Genomic DNA, 16659 nt, shown 5'->3' with positions numbered 1-16659 from the left:
CGAGGCGGTGACGGCGGGTGCGGGAGCGGGCGTCTCGTCGGCCGCCGCGGGATTGCGGTGAGGCCGCAGGACCAGCACGAAGAGCAGGATGAGCACGAGCAGGAAGACCACGTTGAGCACGCCCAGCGCCGCCGCCTCGCCCGCATCGAGCTGGGCGGTGAACGCGATCTTGTACAGCCAGGTCACCGTCGTGTCGGCATGGTTCCCCGCCGTCTTGCCCATGATCACCCAGATCACGGTGAACGCGTTGAAGACGTGCAGCATGTTAAGAATCAGTGCGATCATGAGCGACGGCCGCAGGATCGGCAGCGTCACCCGTCGCCAGGTCGCCCACGCCCCCGCCCCGTCGATCTTCGCGGCCTCCAGCACGTCGTGCGGCACCGTCTGCAGCCCCGACAGCAGCACGTACGTGGTGAACGGCATCGACGTGACGATCCCGACCGCCATGACCGAGTACAGGGCGGTGGCGGGATCCTTGTACCAGTCGACCGGCGCCGAGATGATCGACAAATCCATGAGCAGCCGGTTGAGCAGCCCGTTGCCACCCTCGTAGATGAAGCGCCACACGGTCGCGGTCATCACCAGTGAGGTCGCCCACGGCACCAGCAGCGCGAGCCTGACGATCCTGCGGCCGAAGAACTCCTTGGACAGGAACTGCGCCAGCGCGAGCGAGAGCACCACGGTCAGGCCGACCACGATCACCAGCCACAGCAGCGTGTTGCCGATCACCAGGCCGAGCGCGTCCTCCTGGAGCAGCCTGGCGTAGTTGTCCAGCCCGGCGAAGCCCCTGATCAGCCCGATCCTGCTGATGTCGAGGAAGGACATCCAGGCCATGTACAGGGCGGGGAAGACGATGACACACGCGATGAGGACCGTGCTCGGCGCGAGCCAGCGCCAGGGCACGGTGCGGTGCCACAGATCGGCCGTTCGCCGCGCCAGCCCGGGACCCGCAGGCCGATTTCTCATCACTGCAGCCCCTTTCGTCGAACAGTGGGCGCAATGTTGGGTCATGATTTTGCTCGATGTCAAGCGATTGGCTGCAAAATCAATCAGCTTCGATCAACCGGTGCGCATGTCCGCTCACTGTGCAACGTCCCGGCCGAACGTCTCCCTGTGCAGCCGTTCCAGGGCGATGACCACCGCGCCGCGCACCACCGGGTCGCCCTCCACCGTGCCGACGGTGACCTCGGTGAGGAGCGGGAGGTCGTTCCTGAGCCGCTCCTCCACCCTGGCGGCGAGCGGCATGCCCGCCGCCCTGGCGATCTCTCCGGCCAGCACCACGAATCCGGGGTCGGCGACCGCGCAGATCCCCATGGCGGCGACCGCGACCCGCTCGGCCAGCGCGTCCAGGAAGTCCGGCGTGGCCTGCCGTACCGCGGAGACGTTGTCCCCGGCGGGCAGGCCGTGCGCGGCGGCCAGCTCGCGGACGGCGGGACCCCCGACGAGGTGCTGCAACGTGCCGCCGCCGAGACCGGTGGGGGCGTAGGCGATCTCGCCGGCGCCGCCCGACCTGCCGCGGTGCAGGCGCCCGTCGAGGATCACCGCCACGCCGAGCCCCTCGCCGAGTGACAGCAGCGCGAACGTGTCGTGCCCGCGCGCCGCACCCAGCCGGTGCTCGGCCAGCCCGGCCAGATTGACCTCGTTCTCCACCAGGACGGGTACGTCGCCGAGCCGGTCACGCAGACCGGGCAGCAGGTTGGCGTGCCAGGTGGGCAACGCGTGGATGAAGGCCACGTCGCCGCTGACCGGGTCCACCACGCCGGGCGTGCCGACGACGACGCCGTCCAGGCGGGTGACCTCGGCGTCGGCCAGCGCGGCGGCGATGGCGTCGTACACGAGCCGGTCGGGGTCCACGCCCGGGTCCTGGGGCAGCGCGGCGGCGCCGATCTGGCGGCCGAGGACGTCGGCGACCGAGGCGAGCACCCGGTCGGGGCGGACCTCCACGCCCGCCACGTGGGCCCGGTCGGCCACCACGCCGTAGAGCAGCGCGCTCGGACCCCGCCGCCGGGCCTGCGACTGGCCGACCTGGCAGATCAGGCCCGACTCCACCATGCGGTCGACCAGGTCGCCGACCGTCGCCCTGGACAGGCCCGAGCGCTGCTGCAACTCCGCCCGGGACAGGGGCCCGTGGGCGAGCAGCAGGTTGTACGCCGTCCTGTCGTTGATCAGGCGTGCGGTGTGCGGGGAGGCGGTGCGTGACATGGCGATTGTCTATCACACGCCCTCTTTCTTTCTGGATCCCATCCTGTTAGTTTGCCGAGCATGTCCCTGCCGCTGTTCTTCTTCCTGGACGGCGTCGTCTTCGCCACGTGGGTGGTCCGCATCCCCTCGGTCAAAGACCATCTGGGTGTCAGCACCGGCGGCCTCGGCGTCGCGCTCATGTGCATGGCGGTCGGCACCGGCCTGGCCATGACCGTGAGCGGACGGCTGTGCGCGCGCTACGGCACGCGAACGCGCTCGCCGCCGTCGCCGTCTCCTCCGGGGTCATCGTGCCCCTCGCACTCTGTCTCCGTACCGGAAGCTCACGAAAGGCACTGGCATGACCGATCCCTATCGCACCTTGCTGCCCGCCCCCCGTCATGCGGCGCGCGGCGAGGGCGGCTTCGCGCTCGGCAGCGTGCACGGCGATCCCGGCCTGGTCGAGGTGGTGCGGCTGCTGCTCGGCCCGCTGCCCGCGGCTGCCGGGCCCGAGGGCGCGCTGTCCGTGCGCCTGGGTCCGGGCGGCCCTGGGTCCTACCGGTTGCGGGTCTCGACGGGCGGGGCCGAGATCGTCGGGGCTGATCCCGATGGGGTACGGCACGGCGTACAGACGTTGAAGCAGTTGCTCGGCCCGAACGCGTACCGCGCCGCCGGACGCCCGGGTGGTGTGGTGCCGTGTGGAGAGGTCGAGGACGAGCCCGCGCTGGACTGGCGTGGCGGCATGCTCGACGTCGCCCGGCATTTCATGACCAAGCACACCTTGCTGCGCTATGTCGATCTGCTCGCCATGCATCGGATGAACCGCCTCCACCTGCATCTCACTGACGATCAGGGCTGGCGCATCGAGAGCAGGAGATATCCGGAGATCAACAGGGTGTCCACGCACCGCCGCGAGACCATGGCCGGACATCACCACGCGAACCCGACCCCCGACGGCACGCCGCACGGCGGCTACTACACCCTCGACGACCTGGCCGAGGTCTCCGCCTACGCCGCCGAGCGCGGGATCACCGTCGTCCCCGAGATCGACCTGCCCGGCCACGCCTCCGCGCTGCTGGCCGCCTTCCCCGAGCTGGGCACCGGCGCCGACGAGGTGCTGCGGGGCTGGGGCATCTCGGCAGGCGTGCTCAAGCCGGTCCCCGCCACGGTCAAGCTGGTGTGCGAGCTGATCGACGAGTTGCTCACCGCCATCGACACCCCTTACGTGCACCTGGGCGGCGACGAGTGCGTCACCAAGGACTGGCCGGGCGATCCCGAGGTGGCCGCCCACATGGCGGCCATCGGCGCCGAGCGGCCGAGCGACCTGCACGGCTGGTTCCTGCGCGAGGTCGGCGGGCATCTGGCCGGGCGCGGCAAGCGCATGGTGGTCTGGGACGAGGCGTTCCAGACCGGTGGCGTGCTGCCCGACACGATCGTGATGTGCTGGCGCGGCGAGGCCGTCGCCCGGCAGGCCGCCGCCGCGGGATACGACGTGGTGCGCACGCCCGAGTACCCCACCTACCTCAACTTCGACCAGTCGGACGGGCCCGAGGAGCCGCTGTCCATCGGCGGGCCGATCACGCTGGAGGACTCGGCGTCGTTCGCGCCGCGGCCCGCGTCGTGGACGGACCAGGAGCGCGCGAAGGTGCTCGGCGGGCAGTTCCAGGCGTGGAGCGAGTACATCCCGGACGCGCGGCACCTGGACTACATGGTGTTCCCCCGTGCCTGCGCCATCGCGGAGACCCTCTGGTCCGGCGGGCCTGCCGACTACCCGTACCTGGTCGAGCGGCTGCGCGAGGGCCACCTGGCCAGGCTGGAGGCGGCCGGTTGCGAGTACCGGCCGCTCGGGGGACCGCATCCCTGGCAGGCGGGCGGCACCGGACCGCGGGCCCACGCGCAGGAGGGACGCACGACGAGGGAAGGCTGGCTGGAAGGGACCGCTCGCCTGCCCGACTCCGGCGTGGTCGCCCAGGCCACCACGCACGACGGCTGACGATCGCGCACGGCGCGGACTCTCCTCTCAGCCGGGACGCGATCCGCACCGCCCAGGCCGCTCCCGTTGACGACGACCAACCTGCGCGTCGACACCGCGGAGCGCTCGACCGGGCTGAACGATCTCGCTGTAACGCACGCTCGCGGGCGAACTCGGGCCGTCGAGTGATAGGAGATCCAGGAGCGGCCCGGCCACTCCTGGCCGCGCTCAGCGCATTTCCACTGCTCAGGGGTCGGTGCGGAGAGCCGAGCGGGGCGTCAGCCGGGTCGTTGTCCGGCCTTGTCGACGATGGCGGCCTTGACGAGGGCGTCCCAGTTGTGGATCTCGCCTTTCTTCATGGTGTCGAAAGGTTCGTCCCTGTGGTCTTTGACGACGATGGTGCGGTAGCCCAGATATTCGTAGGTCTTCGGGTTGATGAAGATCTCGTCGCGCAGGTAGCCGTCGAGGACGTGGTAGAGGGTGATGCCCTGGCGTTTGAGCAGATCGGTGGCCTTGGCCTCGTAGCGTACGCCGGGGATCTCGGCCATGGCGCCGTACATGGCGGCACGGAGGGCGGCGGGCAGCGCGGTGTCCATCATGCCCATCGCGATCGTCTGGAACGCCTGCCTGTCGCGCCCTGCGGAGGTGAGAGGGGGCACCGACTCCTCGGCCAGGCGTTGTGCCTCCTCGGGTGACCTGCCGCTGTTCTCCGCTCGTTGCCGGGCGCTTTCCAGGGACGAGGCTCGATGCTCGGCGTTCTCCGCGTCGATCGTCTCGTAGATCCGGGTCAGCAACTGGGCGGGGTCGGTCGGCAGGGCGAGCAGGTAGGGGTAGGTCACCTCGAACTCCGACCCCTTGTAGACCTTGAGCTCGCCGTCCTCGACGAGGGCGAACGCCTTGTCGTTGAGCTGCCGCCACTGCTCGCGGGTGTTGGTCACCTTCGGTCTGCCGCGTAGCCATCGGCCGCCGTCCACCCGCGTCTGGGCGGTCAGGCTTTTCACGTAGCCCCATTGCGTGGGCTCGGCTGTCCATGCGGGCTCGTCGCCGGCCAGCAACGCCGCGTTGTCGGCCACGTCCTGGGCGTTGGCCACCGGGCGCAGGTGCAGCTCGGTGACGGTGGGCGGCTGCGCCTGGGGGGCCTGCGGGGCTTTCCCGCTGTCGGGTACGGCCGTCACTGCCACGACCGTCACGGCCACGGCTACCGTGGCGGCTGCCCCGGCCACGGTCAGCGCCCACATCGGCCGGATCCGGCGGGCTCGCCGCCGTCGGCTCCCGTGCATGTGCGTGCCCAGGCGCGAGCGGGCCACGCCGATGGTTTCCGGAGCGGGCTCCGGGATCGCGTCGTGGTAGCGGCGCAGTTCCTGCAGCTCTTCCATGGTTCAGACCTCCTTCGCCGGGTGACCGAGCATCGTGCGCAGCTTGGCTCTGGCCCGGTTCAGCCGGGAACTGACGGTGCCGATGGGGACGCCCAGGGCGAAGGCCACCTCCGCGTAGCTGAGTCCGGCGCAGGCAACGAGCATCAGCGCGTCCCGGTCGCCCGGGGACAGGCTTTTGAGGCCGAGAGCCAGCCGAGGGCTGAGCTGCTCGGCGGTGACCCGGTCGGTGACCCGGTCGGCGTGGCTCTCGACGTCGTCGCGGGCTGCCGAACGGCTGAGCGCCCGGTAGAGGCGCAGCTCGTTGCGGCGGTGGCGGCCGATGAGGTTGGTCGCGATGCCGTACAGCCAGGCCTTGGCCTCGGGACGGGTCAGGTCGTAGCGGCCGCGCTGGTCGAACCCGGCCAGGAACGTCTCCGCGGCCACGTCGTCGGCGGCGGCGGGCCCGAGCCGGGCGGCGGCGTAGCGGTGGATCGCGGTGAAGTACCGGTCGAAGATCACTGAGAACCACTCGGGGTCGCGGCACGAGTTCGCGATGACCGACGCGTCGTCCGCCTCGGCGGCCACCCGTAGGGAGGGGTTGGAAGAAGGGTCATGCATCCGGCGCCTTTCTCGAAAGAGGGTCGGCGCTGATTGCCCGATGTGGGCGCCCTTGTTCGCGGTTATTTCACGGTTTTTTCACAGAGCACGTCGGAGCGCGCTGACGACCAGTGTTCCCGCCCCGCTCCGTAGCGCCCCAGGCCGACCGGCCACGGCAGCTCACTGTACCCGCGTGCTGCTGAACGGATGGGCCACCGTCGGCGGCTGGTGTGCTGAAGGTCATATCCGGGAGCGAGCGGGAGGTGTTCGCTCGCCTGTCGTCGATGTCGGTGGCGGGGAGCTGCGGGTTCGAGATTCAGCGCCGTGATCTGAGCTGCTCTTCTTGTGCGTCAGGCTTTGGTGTCGAGCACGATCCCCCGTCTCGCCACGAGCCCGGCTGGACGCGCCGGTGATCACGGCGAGGTCGTTCATGGCATCGATCTCCTTCGGTTGGGGTCAGACGAGGCCGCCGTTGGCGTACAGGACCTGGCCGTTGATCCAGCGGGCCGGTCCGGCCAGGAAGGCGACCACTTCGGCGATGTCCTGCGGGGCGCCCAGGCGTTCGAGCGGGGCGGCCTTGGCCAGGTTGTCGATCGTGGCCTGGTCCTTGCCCTGGAGGAACAGCGGTGTGGGGGTGGGGCCCGGGGCCACGGCGTTGACGGTGATGTCCCTGCCGCGCAGTTCTCGGGCCAGGACCAAGGTCATGGCCTCCACCGCGCCCTTGCTCGCCGCGTAGGCGCCATAGGTGGGGAAGCTCAGACGGGTGACGGAGGTGGAGAAGTTGATGATCGCGCCGCCGGCGCGCACCCGCCGGGCCGCTTGCTGGGACACCACGAAGGTGCCGCGGATGTTGGTGCGGTGCATCCGGTCGAGCTCGTCGAGGTCCAGGGTCGCGATCGGGGCCAGGTGCATGACGCCCGCGGTGTTGACGACGACGTCGATGCCGCCGAACTCCCGCTCGACGGCCTCGAAGGCCGCGGACATGGCGTGCTCGTCGGCGACGTCGCCGCTGACCGCGATCGCCCTGCCTCCGGCCGAGGTCACCGCGGTGACCGTCTCATCGGCCCTGGCCCTGTTGCCCGCGTAGTGCACGGCGACCGCGATGCCGTCGCCGGCCAGGCGCTCCGCGACCGCCCGGCCGATGCCGCCGGAGCCACCGGTGACGAGGGCGACGCGGGTGGTGGTGTGGTCGTTCATGTCTTGTCCTTTGTGTTTTCGGACGTGCTGACCCGGCACCGAGAGCCGGCTGGGGCTCGGGCGTCGCGAGCAGGGGTCAGCGGGGCCGGTCGGGTTCGGCGATCTGGGTCAGCCAGTGCTTGAGCAGCCCGGCCTCCGCGGAGTTGAACGGCTCGGGGGTGAGCAGGTCGAGCGAGGCGATCAGGGTGGTGGCGGCCGCCTGCCGCGCGTCGCCCGCGGAGGTGTCCGCGGTGGGGTCGAGCAGGATGGCCCGGTGGATCGCGTCGCGGACCAGGGGTGACAGGCTCGCGTCCGGATACTGCGCGGGGTGGGTGAGCAGGGCGAGCGCGACGCCGGTGTTGGCGGACATGACCATGCGCGCGGCCACCTCCGGCGTCACCCGGAGGCGTCCCTGCGCGGCGAGCCGCTCGAGCACACCGCGCAGGATGCGCATGGCCTCCTCGGCCGCCTCAGGCTTGGCGCGCAGCGCCGGGGAGAACATCAGCTTGTAGGCGTTGGGATGGGCGAGCGCGAACGCGGTGTGGCTGTCCCACCCCGCCCGCAGGTCCTGTAACGGGTCCTCGGACGCCGCGGCCGCGCGTTTGGTCTCCAGATACTGGTCCCAGACGTGGTCGACGGTCGCGGCCAGCAGGCCGTCCTTGTCGGCGAAGAACCGGTACAGCACGGGCTGCTGCACACCTGCCGCCTCGCACACTGCGCGGGTGGACACGTCGCCGCTGGGTGAGTGTGCCAGCAGGTCCGCCGCCGCCGAGATTATCGCCGATCTCGTATCCATGTAGTCGATGATAACGCGCAGGGTGAATCGATGACAACGCCGCACTGTTATCGGTGATTCGCGGGTGGCCGACCAGCGGGGGAGCGGGGACCAGACCCCTTCTGCGGTGCTCAGGTCGGGAGGGCGGCGAGCCAGTCGGTGAGATGGCGGTTGACCTCGTCTCGGCGCTCCTGCTGGATCCAGTGGCCGCACCCGTCGAGAACGTGCGAGGCGACCAGTCCGGGCAAGGTGGTGGGGTACGCCTGGATCGCCTCGGTCAGCCAGGTGGTGGAGGCGTCCAGGGCGCCGCCGAGGAACAGGGACGGCTGGGTGATGGGTTTGCCGGAGAAGCCGGCGAGGTCCGCCCAGTCCCGGTCCATGTTCCGGTAGCGGTTGAGCGCCCCGGTCATGCCGGTCCGCTCGAACTCCGCGGCGTAGCGGTCGAGTTCGTTCTCGCTGAGCCAGGCGGGCAGCCGACCGGCCGGGAACCGGTCGCGCAACGTCCCGCCTCGGCTCACGAAGTGCGGGTCGGGGGCGCCGGGCGCCGGCATGGTGTCGGCGGACAGGGCGGCGTAGAGGCCGGCGAGCCAGCCGCGGACGTCCGGCTCGATCTCCGCCTCGGCCCTGCCCAGATCTTGGAAGTAGGACACGTAGAACTCGTCGTCCCCGCCCATCCGCGCGAAGACCTCGCTGGGCCGCGGCCCGCCGGGCGGCGTGTAGGGGACGCTCAGCAGGGCGACCGCGCGGAAGACGTCCGGCCTGGTGAGTGCGGAACTGGCGGCGATGGTCGCGCCCCAGTCATGCCCGACGATCACCGCGGTCTTCTCACCGAGCGCTTCCACGACCGCGACGTTGTCCTCGACGAGTTCGAGCATCCGGTACGCGGGCACCTCCGAGGGCTTGGAGGATCGTCCGTAGCCGCGAACGTCGATGGCGACCGCGCGGTATCCGGCCGCGGCCAGCGCCGGTAGCTGATGGCGCCAGGAGTACCAGAACTCCGGGAACCCGTGCACCAGGAGCACCAGCGGTCCGGCACCCTGCTCCACGAGATGCGTCCTGCCCGCCGGAGTGGAAACCAGCCGATGTGTGACATCCATGATCTGGGGAGGCCGTGCCATGAGTTCTCCGTTCCTGCCGGTTCGATCGGTGTGCATACGCCAGGGCGGCCACCGGCCAGTGCCGGGGATCGCCGAACGTGGGGCGCAGGCGGGCATCATGCGACGGTGGCGGAGTCGGTCGCAAATGCTGATGCCGTTTCGGCAAAACCTGGTCCGGCCGAGTCGGGGACGGTGTGGGGGCAGGCTGAACGGGCTGCCGGGGTCAGGTGAGAGGTCCGATCTGTGCCAGCGGGCGACCTGGCAGGCCGGGGATGCTCATGGCATGCGCACGGCGAAGACGTCAGAGATCCAGGCGGGCGGGGAGTTGCACGTTGATCGCGATCTTCTGCCGGGACCGTCCCGCCGTCCGCGGCGTGCCGTTGCCGCTCATCGGCATGTCACGCTGATTCAGCGGCCTCTCCGGCCTCCTGCAAGATGACGAAGCGGCGCTGGCTGGCCAGCGCATGGCCGATTGCGATGACGCCCACGACGGGCCACTCCACGATCTCCAGCACCCCCAACGAGACCAGGACCGCGTAGAAGGCAAGGTGCCGGGGCTCGGGCAGGGACAGCGCGCCGACCACGGGCAACGTGATCCGCCTGCCGTGTGCGCCCTCGGCGGGCTTCACGACCATGATGTCCCTCCTTCGATCGACGACTCACCGTTCGACTGCCCTCTGTCGGACCCGATAATCCGCTGGAGTGGTTTCTGGGACGGCCGTCACGAACGTGAGAGCCGGGTCGAGGGCGGGTCCGTTGGCTGGTTGCCGCCCTCGCGGAGCTGTTCGAGCCGTTCCGCGAGGAAGCTCCAGGTCCTCCAGAACTCTTCGAGGTATTCCCGCCCCTGAGCGTTCAGGGAGTACACCTTGCGCGGCGGCCCCTTCTCGGACGGGACCTTCTCCACGTCGACGAGGCCGCGCCGCTCGATCCTGACGAGCAGCGCGTAGACCGTGCCCTCGGCGATGTCGGAGAAGCCCTGGTCGCGCAGCCGCGCCGTGATCTCGTAGCCGTACGCGGGCCGCGCGGACACGGTCGCGAGGACGATGCCCTCCAGCGTCCCCTTGAGCAGCTCCGTCTCCAGTTTGCCCATGGAACACCCCCTTCCAGCTACTACTTAACGCTGCTCACCACTGGTGCATGGTAACGCTGAACAGCAGAGGCGGCTGCCGGGTGCCGAGCGGGTGTGGTGACCCTCCGGCGGCCTGAGTCGGAGGTCTGGGACGGCGTGCTCTCCTCCGGCGCCACGTCGCCCAGCCGGGCGGGCGACGTGGCGCCGGAGGGCGGACCGGCAGGCGGGGGAGCGCGCCGGTTACGCGTAGAAGGCGTCGAGGACCTCGCCGTGGCGCTCCTCGACGGCCTTGCGCCTGATCTTGAGGCTGGGCGTCAGCTCGCCGGTCTCCACCGTGAAGTCCCCGCCCAGGATCGCGAACTTCTTGACCGTGGCGTAGCTGGCCTCGCCCTCGTTGACCTGCTTGATCGCCTTCTCGACCTCGGCGCGCATGCGCGGGTGCTCGCGCAGCTCCTCGGGGTCGGTGGGCAGCGACTCGGCCCGCGCCCACGGCTCGACCACGTCCATGTCGAGGGTGACCAGCGCCGTGACGTAGTTGCGCCGGTCGCCGTGCACGAACACGTGCGACAGGTACGGGCAGGCCGCCTTGATCCGGCCCTCCAGGTACGTCGGCGCGACGTACTTGCCGCCCGAGGTCTTGATCAGCTCCTTCTTGCGGTCGGTGATGCGCAGCCGCCCGGCCTCGTCCAGTTCGCCGATGTCGCCCGTGCGCAGCCAGCCGTCCTCCAGCGCCTCGGCGGTCTCCACCGGCAGCCCGTGGTAGCCGCGCATGACGCCGCGCCCGCCGATGAGGATCTCGCCGTCGTCGGCGATGCGCACCCCGGTGCCGGGGAACGGGAGCCCGACCGTGCCGAACCGCACCGACTGCGGCAGGTTGAGGAAACTGCCCGCCGACGTCTCCGTCAGGCCGTAGCCCTCCAGGATCGTCAGTCCTGCCGCGTCGAAGAACTCGGCGATGTCCTGCGACAGCGGGGCGGCGCCGGAGATGAAGAAGCGGATCCGGCCGCCGAAGCGCTCGCGCAGCTTGGCGAAGACCAGGCGGTCGGCGAGGGCGTACTCGGCCCGGGTGCTGAACGGGACCTCGGCGCCGCGCTGGCGGGCCCGTACGACCCGGGCGCCGGTCTGCCGCGCCCAGTTGAAGATGCGCAGCTTGAGCCCGCCGTCGCGCTGCATGTTCGCCGCCACCGTGTTGTGGATCTTCTCGAAGATGCGCGGCGCGGCGGCCATGACGGTCGGCTTGAGCACGCCCAGGTTCTCGGCGATCTTGTCGAGGCGGCCGTCGATCGCGGTGGCCACGCCCACCTCGATCATCACGACCTCCAGCAGCTTGCCGAACGAGTGCGACAGCGGCAGCCACAGGAAGTGCAGGTCGGCGGGGGAGAGCAGGTCGATCTCACGGACCGCCCCGGCCGCGTAGAGCCAGTTGTCGTGGGTCAGCTCCACGCCCTTGGGGCGGCCGGTGGTGCCGGAGGTGTAGATGAGGGTGGCCAGGTCGTGCTGTCCGATGGCGTCCACCATCGCGTCGTAGTCGGCGCCGCCGTCATCTCCGCCGCTCTGCGAGCCGCCGCTCTGCGAGCCGCCGCTCTGCGGGCCCTCGCTCAGCGAGGCGAGCGTGACCACCCAGCCGTCGTCGCTCGGCGAGCCGTCGATGACGATCACGCGCGTGACGTCGGGCACCTCTTTCTGCACCGACCGCAGCTTGGCGACCTGCTCGTCGTTCTCGGCGATGACGATCGTGCTGCCCGAGTCGGTGATGACGAACGCGGACTCGGCGGCGGTGTTGGAGGGGTAGATCGTGGTGGTGGCCGCCCCGGTCGCCAGCACGGCCAGGTCGCAGATGATCCATTCGAGGCGGGTGGAGCAGAGGATGGACACGCGGGTGTCCGGCCCTGAGCCCAGCTCGGACAGGCTCAGTGCGAGGCGGCGTACGCGCTCGCCCACCTCCCGCCATGTCAACGAGGTCCACCCGTCGCCCGAGGGCACACGGTACGCCTCGGCGTCGGGGGTCGCCGCGATCCGGTCGCGAAGCAGGGAGGGAATGCTGGACATGCCTGACCTCCTGGGGGATGTTGGCCCCGACTCTAGGCTGACGGCACCGTCTCAGTCGACAATCCGCGGCGATCTCGGCCCCGGCGCGGCCCGCGCCGGCTTCAGTCGACGGTTCGCAACGATCTCGGCCCCGGCGAGGCGACGCCGACGAGCCGGGCGGCGCGCACCTCCCACACCCCGCACGCGCACCTGAGGTAGGAGACCACGCCCTCGGAAGTGCGGTGTGTGGAGACGACGGTCATGGCGAGCGGATCATGCAGGTCTCTGGTGTGCATGATTCCAACTTGATGTAATGGCCTTATGCATTTCAACGCTTACGGCGGCAATGGTGCGGCGCTGGCGGCGGCGCTGGTCAACGCGTCCGACTTCGGTCCCGCCGCCGTCGAGGCAATGCTGACCGAGCACCGCCTGCTGCGCGCCGCCGTCACCCCCGCCCAGGCGGGGGAGCTGCGGGTGTGGGCGGCCCGGCTCGCCCCCGTGTTCGGGGAGCGGGACCAGGAGACGCAGATCAAGCTGGTCAACGAGCTGCTCGACGAGACCGCGGCCAAGCCGTACGTGAGCGCCCACGACGGCCGCGAGCCCCATCTGCACTTCTTCGCCGTCGACGCCGACATCGTCGCCAGGGCGAAGGACACGACGGCGGGCGGGCTGGCCATGGCGCTGTCGTTCGCCGGGGGCAGGCGGCTGGGCCGGTGCGACCGGGAGGGCTGCGAGACCGTGTTCGTCGACACCTCCCGCAACGGCAAGCGCCGGTTCTGCACCCTGGCCTGCGCGAACCGGGTGAACGTGGCGGCGCACCGGGCCAGGAGCCTTGCCAGGTGATCCGCGGGTCGCATAGACTCCCCAGCGTCTTATCGCCGACCCGTGGGGGCAGTTGACGTGAGGATCTGAGGTCGCGGGCACCGCGCCGTTCCGCCCTGTCGTGGGCATGCGCGCACTCACCTGGACCTCGAGGAAATCCTCGCCTCAGACCACGGGCTCCAACTCCGAGCCTCCGTGTGTCGCGGCCTCCGTGTGTGTTGCGCGTACAGCGGTGATTCCCGCCAAGTCACGAAATGTCGATTCTTTTGTGATGGGAGCCGCCTTATGACTTTTTCTGTTGTTGTCGATCACGTCACCTTCGGCTGGCCGGACGGGACGAGCGTGCTCGACGGCCTCGACGCCGCGTTTCCCGCGGGACGTACCGGGCTCATCGGGCTCAACGGGTCGGGCAAGTCCACCCTGCTCAAGATTGTCGCCGGGGAGCTGACCCCGCGGTCCGGGTCCGTCTCCGTCGCGGGCGTGGTGGGCTACCTGCCGCAGAATGTCCCGCTGGGCGCGAGCCGTACCGTGTCGGACCTGCTGGAGATCAGCGCGACGCGGGCGGCGCTGCACGCCATCGAGGGCGGTGACGTGGCCGAGGAGCACTTCGCCGCCGTCGGCGACGACTGGGACGTCGAGGAGCGGGCCCAGGCCGAGCTGGACCGGCTCGGGCTCGGGCACGTCGGCCTCGACCGTACGGTGGGCACGTTGTCCGGCGGCGAGACCATCATGGTCGCGCTGGCCGCGCAACTGCTGAAACGGCCCGACGTGCTGCTGCTCGACGAGCCCACCAACAACCTCGACCTGGACGCGCGGCGCCGCCTCTACGCCGCCGTGAGCGCCTGGCAGGGGGTGCTGCTCATGGTCAGCCACGACCGCGCGCTGCTGGAGCTGGCCGACCAGATCGCCGAGCTGCGCGACGGCTCCGTACGCATGTACGGGGGCAACCTCACCGCCTACGAGGAACAGCTCGCGGCCGAGCAGGAGGCCGCCGAGCGCACCGTACGCACCGCCGAGGGCGAGGTACGCCGCCAGCAGCGCGAGCTGATCGACGCCAGGACCAGGATCGACAGGAGCCTGCGCACCGGTCGGAAGGCGTTCGAGAACAAGAAGGCGTCGAAGATCATCGCCAACGGGCTCAAACGCAGGGCCCAGGTCACCGCGGGCAAGCAGCGCGGCCTGCACCAGGAGAAGCTGGACGAGGCGCGCGAGCGGCTCAGCGAGGCCGAGCAGGCCGTGCGCGACGACGCGGAGCTGCGCATCCAGCTCCCCGGCACCGAGGTGCCCGCCGGGCGCACGGTGCTGACCCTCCCGCTGGAGCCCCGCCGACGGCCGGACGACCCGGATGATCCGGACGGCGCGGACGGCACGGACGACAAGGCGGCCCCCTTCGCCGTCGTGCTGGAGGAGCTGGTCGTGCGCGGGCCCGAGCGGATCGCGCTGCTCGGCCCCAACGGCTCGGGCAAGACCACGCTGCTCAAGCGCATCGTCGAGCACGGCGCCCACGTGCCCGTCCGCTACCTGCCGCAGCGGCTCGACCTGCTCGACGACGCGCTCAGCGTGGTGGACAACGTGCGCGCCGCGGCCCCGTCCGCCTCGGTGAACGACGTACGCGCCCGCCTGGCGCGCTTCCTGTTCCGCGGGGAGCGGGTCAACCAGGCCGTGGGCACGCTGTCGGGCGGCGAGCGGTTCCGCGCGACGCTGGCCGCGCTGCTGTCGGCCGAGCCGCCGCCGCAACTCCTGCTGCTGGACGAGCCCACCAACAACCTGGACATGGCCAGCGTCCGCCAGCTCGCCCAGGCGCTGTCGGCGTATCGGGGGGCGCTCATCGTGGCCAGCCACGACCTGCCGTTCCTGGAGACGCTGGGGATCACCAGGTGGCTCCGGCAGGACAGGGACGAGGGACTGGCCGAATCGTGATTGACGGTTGGGGATCAATCCGACGATAGTGTGGCAGGTGGCTACACCCCGGTTGATCTCCTGCGTTCTGGCTCTGGCGACCCTGTCCGCCCTCGGCGCGTGCTCCACGGGCGGGCTCTCGCCGTCCGGAGGGGAGCCGAGGATCTCGGGCGTCGCGGGCGGCGACGGCGCCGCGCCCACCGGCGGCGGCACGCCCGGCGGCGGCCAGGGCCCGGCCGCGCTGACTCCGGAGGCGTACAAGAGCGAGCTGGAGACCCGGCGCAAGCCGATGACCGACGCGATCTCCTCGCTGGCCGGGGCGCGCGGGGTCAAGGCCCTGGACCAGCGGGTGGGCAAGGCCGAGGACACGCTGAACGGCGCGGCCGACGCGCTGGCCGCGCTCACGCCGCCCGACGCCGTGCGCACCCAGCACGAGGCGTACGTGAGCAGCCTGCGCGACTTCACCACCGAGCTGGGCACCACGGCGGGCAAGGTGGGCGCGCGCGACCTGTGCACGTCCTCGGCCGTGTTAACCGACCTCGACGACTCGCTGGCCGCGCTCGACGAGGCGGGACAGGCGCTGGAGAGCGCCGGTGACTACCCGGCCGATGTCGTCGAGGTCAAGGCCGGTGACCGGAAGAACCGGCGGCTGGGCAACGGCACGTTCGTGCGCAAGGGCGGCTCGTTCAACGGGCGCAGCTCGCTGGAGATCGACAACGGCGGCAGCCTCGACGCCGTGGTCACCGTCATGCGCGGCGGCAGCAAGGTGCTCAGCGTCTACGTGCGCAAGAAGGCGAAGTTCAAGATCCGGAACGTCCGCGACGGCAACTACAAGATCTACTTCACGCACGGCACCGACTGGGACGGCAAGAACCGCGCGTTCACCCGCGACTGCAGCTTCGAAAAGTTCGAGAAGACGGTGAAGTTCAAGACGACCTACACCGCCACGCAGATCCTCTGGCACGACTGGCGGATCACGCTGCACGCCATCTCCGGCGGCAACGCCCGCACCGCGCCGGTCGACCCGGACGACTTCCCCGGCTGACCGGGCCGCTCCTTCGGCGGTGGTCTCCAGGAAAACGGAGGGCCGCGCACCTCGGGTGCGCGGCCTCACGGGTTCAGGTCGAGAACAGCATGCCCACCCAGCTCCGCTGACCACGGTGGCCGTGGTGGCCGTGGTGACCGCCGTGGTGAGGGGCGCCCCAGGCGGGGCCGGGGGCGGGGGCGGGGGGCGGAGCGGCGTGATACTGCGTCTCCATGCGGGTCAGGGTCTCGAGCTCGCCGTAGTCGAGGAAGATCCCGCGGCAGTTGTCGCACTGCTCGATGTGGACGCCGTTGCGCTCATAGGTCCGCATGTTGCCGCGACACTTTGGGCAATGCATCTAAGTCGCTCTCCTTGGCTTCGAGGTCTCAGGGTGAAACCTACCGCGCGCAACCCCGTCACGCTCGGACGATTCTGTTGCACGATTCGACCAACGAATGTTCGACCTCGTCGAGTTCCCGCTCCTCCCGCCCGGCGTTGACCACGGCCACCGCCGCGAGTTGCACGGTGAGCGCCCGCGCGGGCACGTCGAGCCGCGCCCAGGGGTCGTCGCCCGGCCCGAGCGCGGGCCCGCCGGAGGCCAGGTACGCCCCCAGGAACCGCTCCCACACGGCCGGTTCGAGCAGCCCGGCGGCGTACCAGGCGGCCG

Annotated in this window: 16 protein-coding genes and 1 pseudogene; 4 read left to right on the top strand and 13 right to left on the bottom strand. The window is 70.6% G+C overall.

The window, feature by feature from the left end; translation table 11 throughout:
• The coding region (locus ABD844_RS01415; RefSeq protein WP_344872057.1) for a carbohydrate ABC transporter permease at positions 1 to 966 on the bottom strand (966 nt) is incomplete at its 3' end.
• 114 nt (positions 967 to 1080) lie between these two features.
• Complete coding sequence (locus ABD844_RS01410) at positions 1081 to 2202, bottom strand: ROK family transcriptional regulator (protein WP_344872055.1); 1122 nt, start codon at positions 2200 to 2202, stop codon at positions 1081 to 1083.
• A gap of 337 nt (positions 2203 to 2539) precedes the next feature.
• Between ABD844_RS01410 and ABD844_RS01405 the strand changes: the two genes are divergently transcribed.
• A complete protein-coding gene (locus tag ABD844_RS01405; RefSeq protein ID WP_344872053.1) occupies positions 2540 to 4171 on the top strand; it encodes a beta-N-acetylhexosaminidase in 1632 nt (543 codons plus the stop codon).
• 257 nt (positions 4172 to 4428) lie between these two features.
• Here ABD844_RS01405 and ABD844_RS01400 read toward each other — a convergent pair whose 3' ends face one another.
• The 9 genes from ABD844_RS01400 to ABD844_RS01360 form a co-directional block, all read right to left on the bottom strand.
• Positions 4429 to 5526 carry a hypothetical protein gene (locus ABD844_RS01400; protein ID WP_344872051.1) on the bottom strand — a complete coding sequence of 366 codons (1098 nt, stop codon included), beginning with the start codon at positions 5524 to 5526 and terminating at the stop codon, positions 4429 to 4431.
• Positions 5527 to 5529: 3 nt separating this feature from the next.
• Positions 5530 to 6123 carry an RNA polymerase sigma factor gene (locus ABD844_RS01395; protein WP_344872049.1) on the bottom strand — a complete coding sequence of 198 codons (594 nt, stop codon included), beginning with the start codon at positions 6121 to 6123 and terminating at the stop codon, positions 5530 to 5532.
• A 435-nt stretch (positions 6124 to 6558) separates the two neighbouring features.
• Entirely contained in the window at positions 6559 to 7299 is a 741-nt protein-coding gene (locus tag ABD844_RS01390) for an SDR family oxidoreductase (protein ID WP_344872047.1), read from the bottom strand.
• Positions 7300 to 7375: 76 nt separating this feature from the next.
• The gene (locus ABD844_RS01385) at positions 7376 to 8074 is read right to left on the bottom strand and encodes a TetR/AcrR family transcriptional regulator (protein WP_344872045.1); all 699 of its coding nucleotides are present in this window, start codon (positions 8072 to 8074) and stop codon (positions 7376 to 7378) included.
• 110 nt (positions 8075 to 8184) lie between these two features.
• Complete coding sequence (locus ABD844_RS01380; RefSeq protein ID WP_344872043.1) at positions 8185 to 9171, bottom strand: alpha/beta fold hydrolase; 987 nt, start codon at positions 9169 to 9171, stop codon at positions 8185 to 8187.
• Positions 9172 to 9548: 377 nt separating this feature from the next.
• Positions 9549 to 9785 (bottom strand): hypothetical protein, encoded by a 237-nt coding sequence (locus ABD844_RS01375; protein ID WP_344872041.1) that lies wholly within the window; start codon positions 9783 to 9785, stop codon positions 9549 to 9551.
• 86 nt (positions 9786 to 9871) lie between these two features.
• Entirely contained in the window at positions 9872 to 10240 is a 369-nt protein-coding gene (locus ABD844_RS01370; protein WP_344872039.1) for a PadR family transcriptional regulator, read from the bottom strand.
• Positions 10241 to 10459: 219 nt separating this feature from the next.
• Entirely contained in the window at positions 10460 to 12268 is a 1809-nt protein-coding gene (locus tag ABD844_RS01365; RefSeq protein WP_344872037.1) for an AMP-dependent synthetase/ligase, read from the bottom strand.
• A gap of 101 nt (positions 12269 to 12369) precedes the next feature.
• Positions 12370 to 12543: a hypothetical protein gene (locus ABD844_RS01360; RefSeq protein WP_344872035.1), complete on the bottom strand. Its 174-nt coding sequence runs from the start codon at positions 12541 to 12543 to the stop codon at positions 12370 to 12372.
• 25 nt (positions 12544 to 12568) lie between these two features.
• Here ABD844_RS01360 and ABD844_RS01355 point away from each other — a divergent pair, with 25 nt between their 5' ends.
• From ABD844_RS01355 to ABD844_RS01345, 3 genes are all read left to right on the top strand, one after another.
• Positions 12569 to 13090, top strand: coding sequence for a CGNR zinc finger domain-containing protein (locus ABD844_RS01355; protein ID WP_344872033.1), 522 nt, complete (start codon positions 12569 to 12571; stop codon positions 13088 to 13090).
• A gap of 264 nt (positions 13091 to 13354) precedes the next feature.
• The gene (locus tag ABD844_RS01350) at positions 13355 to 14989 is read left to right on the top strand and encodes an ABC-F family ATP-binding cassette domain-containing protein (RefSeq protein ID WP_344872031.1); all 1635 of its coding nucleotides are present in this window, start codon (positions 13355 to 13357) and stop codon (positions 14987 to 14989) included.
• A gap of 37 nt (positions 14990 to 15026) precedes the next feature.
• Positions 15027 to 16013: a hypothetical protein gene (locus tag ABD844_RS01345; protein ID WP_344872029.1), complete on the top strand. Its 987-nt coding sequence runs from the start codon at positions 15027 to 15029 to the stop codon at positions 16011 to 16013.
• A 73-nt stretch (positions 16014 to 16086) separates the two neighbouring features.
• Here the strand turns inward: ABD844_RS01345 and ABD844_RS01340 are convergent, their stop codons facing one another.
• Positions 16087 to 16350, bottom strand: a complete 264-nt coding sequence (locus ABD844_RS01340) for a TFIIB-type zinc ribbon-containing protein (RefSeq protein WP_344872027.1) — start codon at positions 16348 to 16350, stop codon at positions 16087 to 16089.
• A 58-nt stretch (positions 16351 to 16408) separates the two neighbouring features.
• A pseudogene (locus ABD844_RS01335) lies at positions 16409 to 16659 on the bottom strand (aminoglycoside phosphotransferase family protein); the annotation flags it as partial.

The organism is Nonomuraea antimicrobica (assembly GCF_039536965.1).
Classification (GTDB): domain Bacteria; phylum Actinomycetota; class Actinomycetes; order Streptosporangiales; family Streptosporangiaceae; genus Nonomuraea; species Nonomuraea antimicrobica.
This window is presented reverse-complemented; position numbering and strand designations above follow the sequence as displayed.

Excerpts from the sequence above, each read along its gene's own strand:
- ABD844_RS01410 (WP_344872055.1), bottom strand. The coding sequence starts at position 2,202 with ATGTCACGCACCGCCTCCCCGCACACCGCACGCCTGATCAACGACAGG.
- ABD844_RS01405 (WP_344872053.1), top strand. The coding sequence starts at position 2,540 with ATGACCGATCCCTATCGCACCTTGCTGCCCGCCCCCCGTCATGCGGCG.
- ABD844_RS01400 (WP_344872051.1), bottom strand. The coding sequence starts at position 5,526 with ATGGAAGAGCTGCAGGAACTGCGCCGCTACCACGACGCGATCCCGGAG.
- ABD844_RS01395 (WP_344872049.1), bottom strand. The coding sequence starts at position 6,123 with ATGCATGACCCTTCTTCCAACCCCTCCCTACGGGTGGCCGCCGAGGCG.
- ABD844_RS01390 (WP_344872047.1), bottom strand. The coding sequence starts at position 7,299 with ATGAACGACCACACCACCACCCGCGTCGCCCTCGTCACCGGTGGCTCC.
- ABD844_RS01385 (WP_344872045.1), bottom strand. The coding sequence starts at position 8,074 with ATGGATACGAGATCGGCGATAATCTCGGCGGCGGCGGACCTGCTGGCA.
- ABD844_RS01380 (WP_344872043.1), bottom strand. The coding sequence starts at position 9,171 with ATGGCACGGCCTCCCCAGATCATGGATGTCACACATCGGCTGGTTTCC.
- ABD844_RS01375 (WP_344872041.1), bottom strand. The coding sequence starts at position 9,785 with ATGGTCGTGAAGCCCGCCGAGGGCGCACACGGCAGGCGGATCACGTTG.
- ABD844_RS01370 (WP_344872039.1), bottom strand. The coding sequence starts at position 10,240 with ATGGGCAAACTGGAGACGGAGCTGCTCAAGGGGACGCTGGAGGGCATC.
- ABD844_RS01365 (WP_344872037.1), bottom strand. The coding sequence starts at position 12,268 with ATGTCCAGCATTCCCTCCCTGCTTCGCGACCGGATCGCGGCGACCCCC.
- ABD844_RS01360 (WP_344872035.1), bottom strand. The coding sequence starts at position 12,543 with ATGCACACCAGAGACCTGCATGATCCGCTCGCCATGACCGTCGTCTCC.
- ABD844_RS01355 (WP_344872033.1), top strand. The coding sequence starts at position 12,569 with ATGCATTTCAACGCTTACGGCGGCAATGGTGCGGCGCTGGCGGCGGCG.
- ABD844_RS01350 (WP_344872031.1), top strand. The coding sequence starts at position 13,355 with ATGACTTTTTCTGTTGTTGTCGATCACGTCACCTTCGGCTGGCCGGAC.
- ABD844_RS01340 (WP_344872027.1), bottom strand. The coding sequence starts at position 16,350 with ATGCATTGCCCAAAGTGTCGCGGCAACATGCGGACCTATGAGCGCAAC.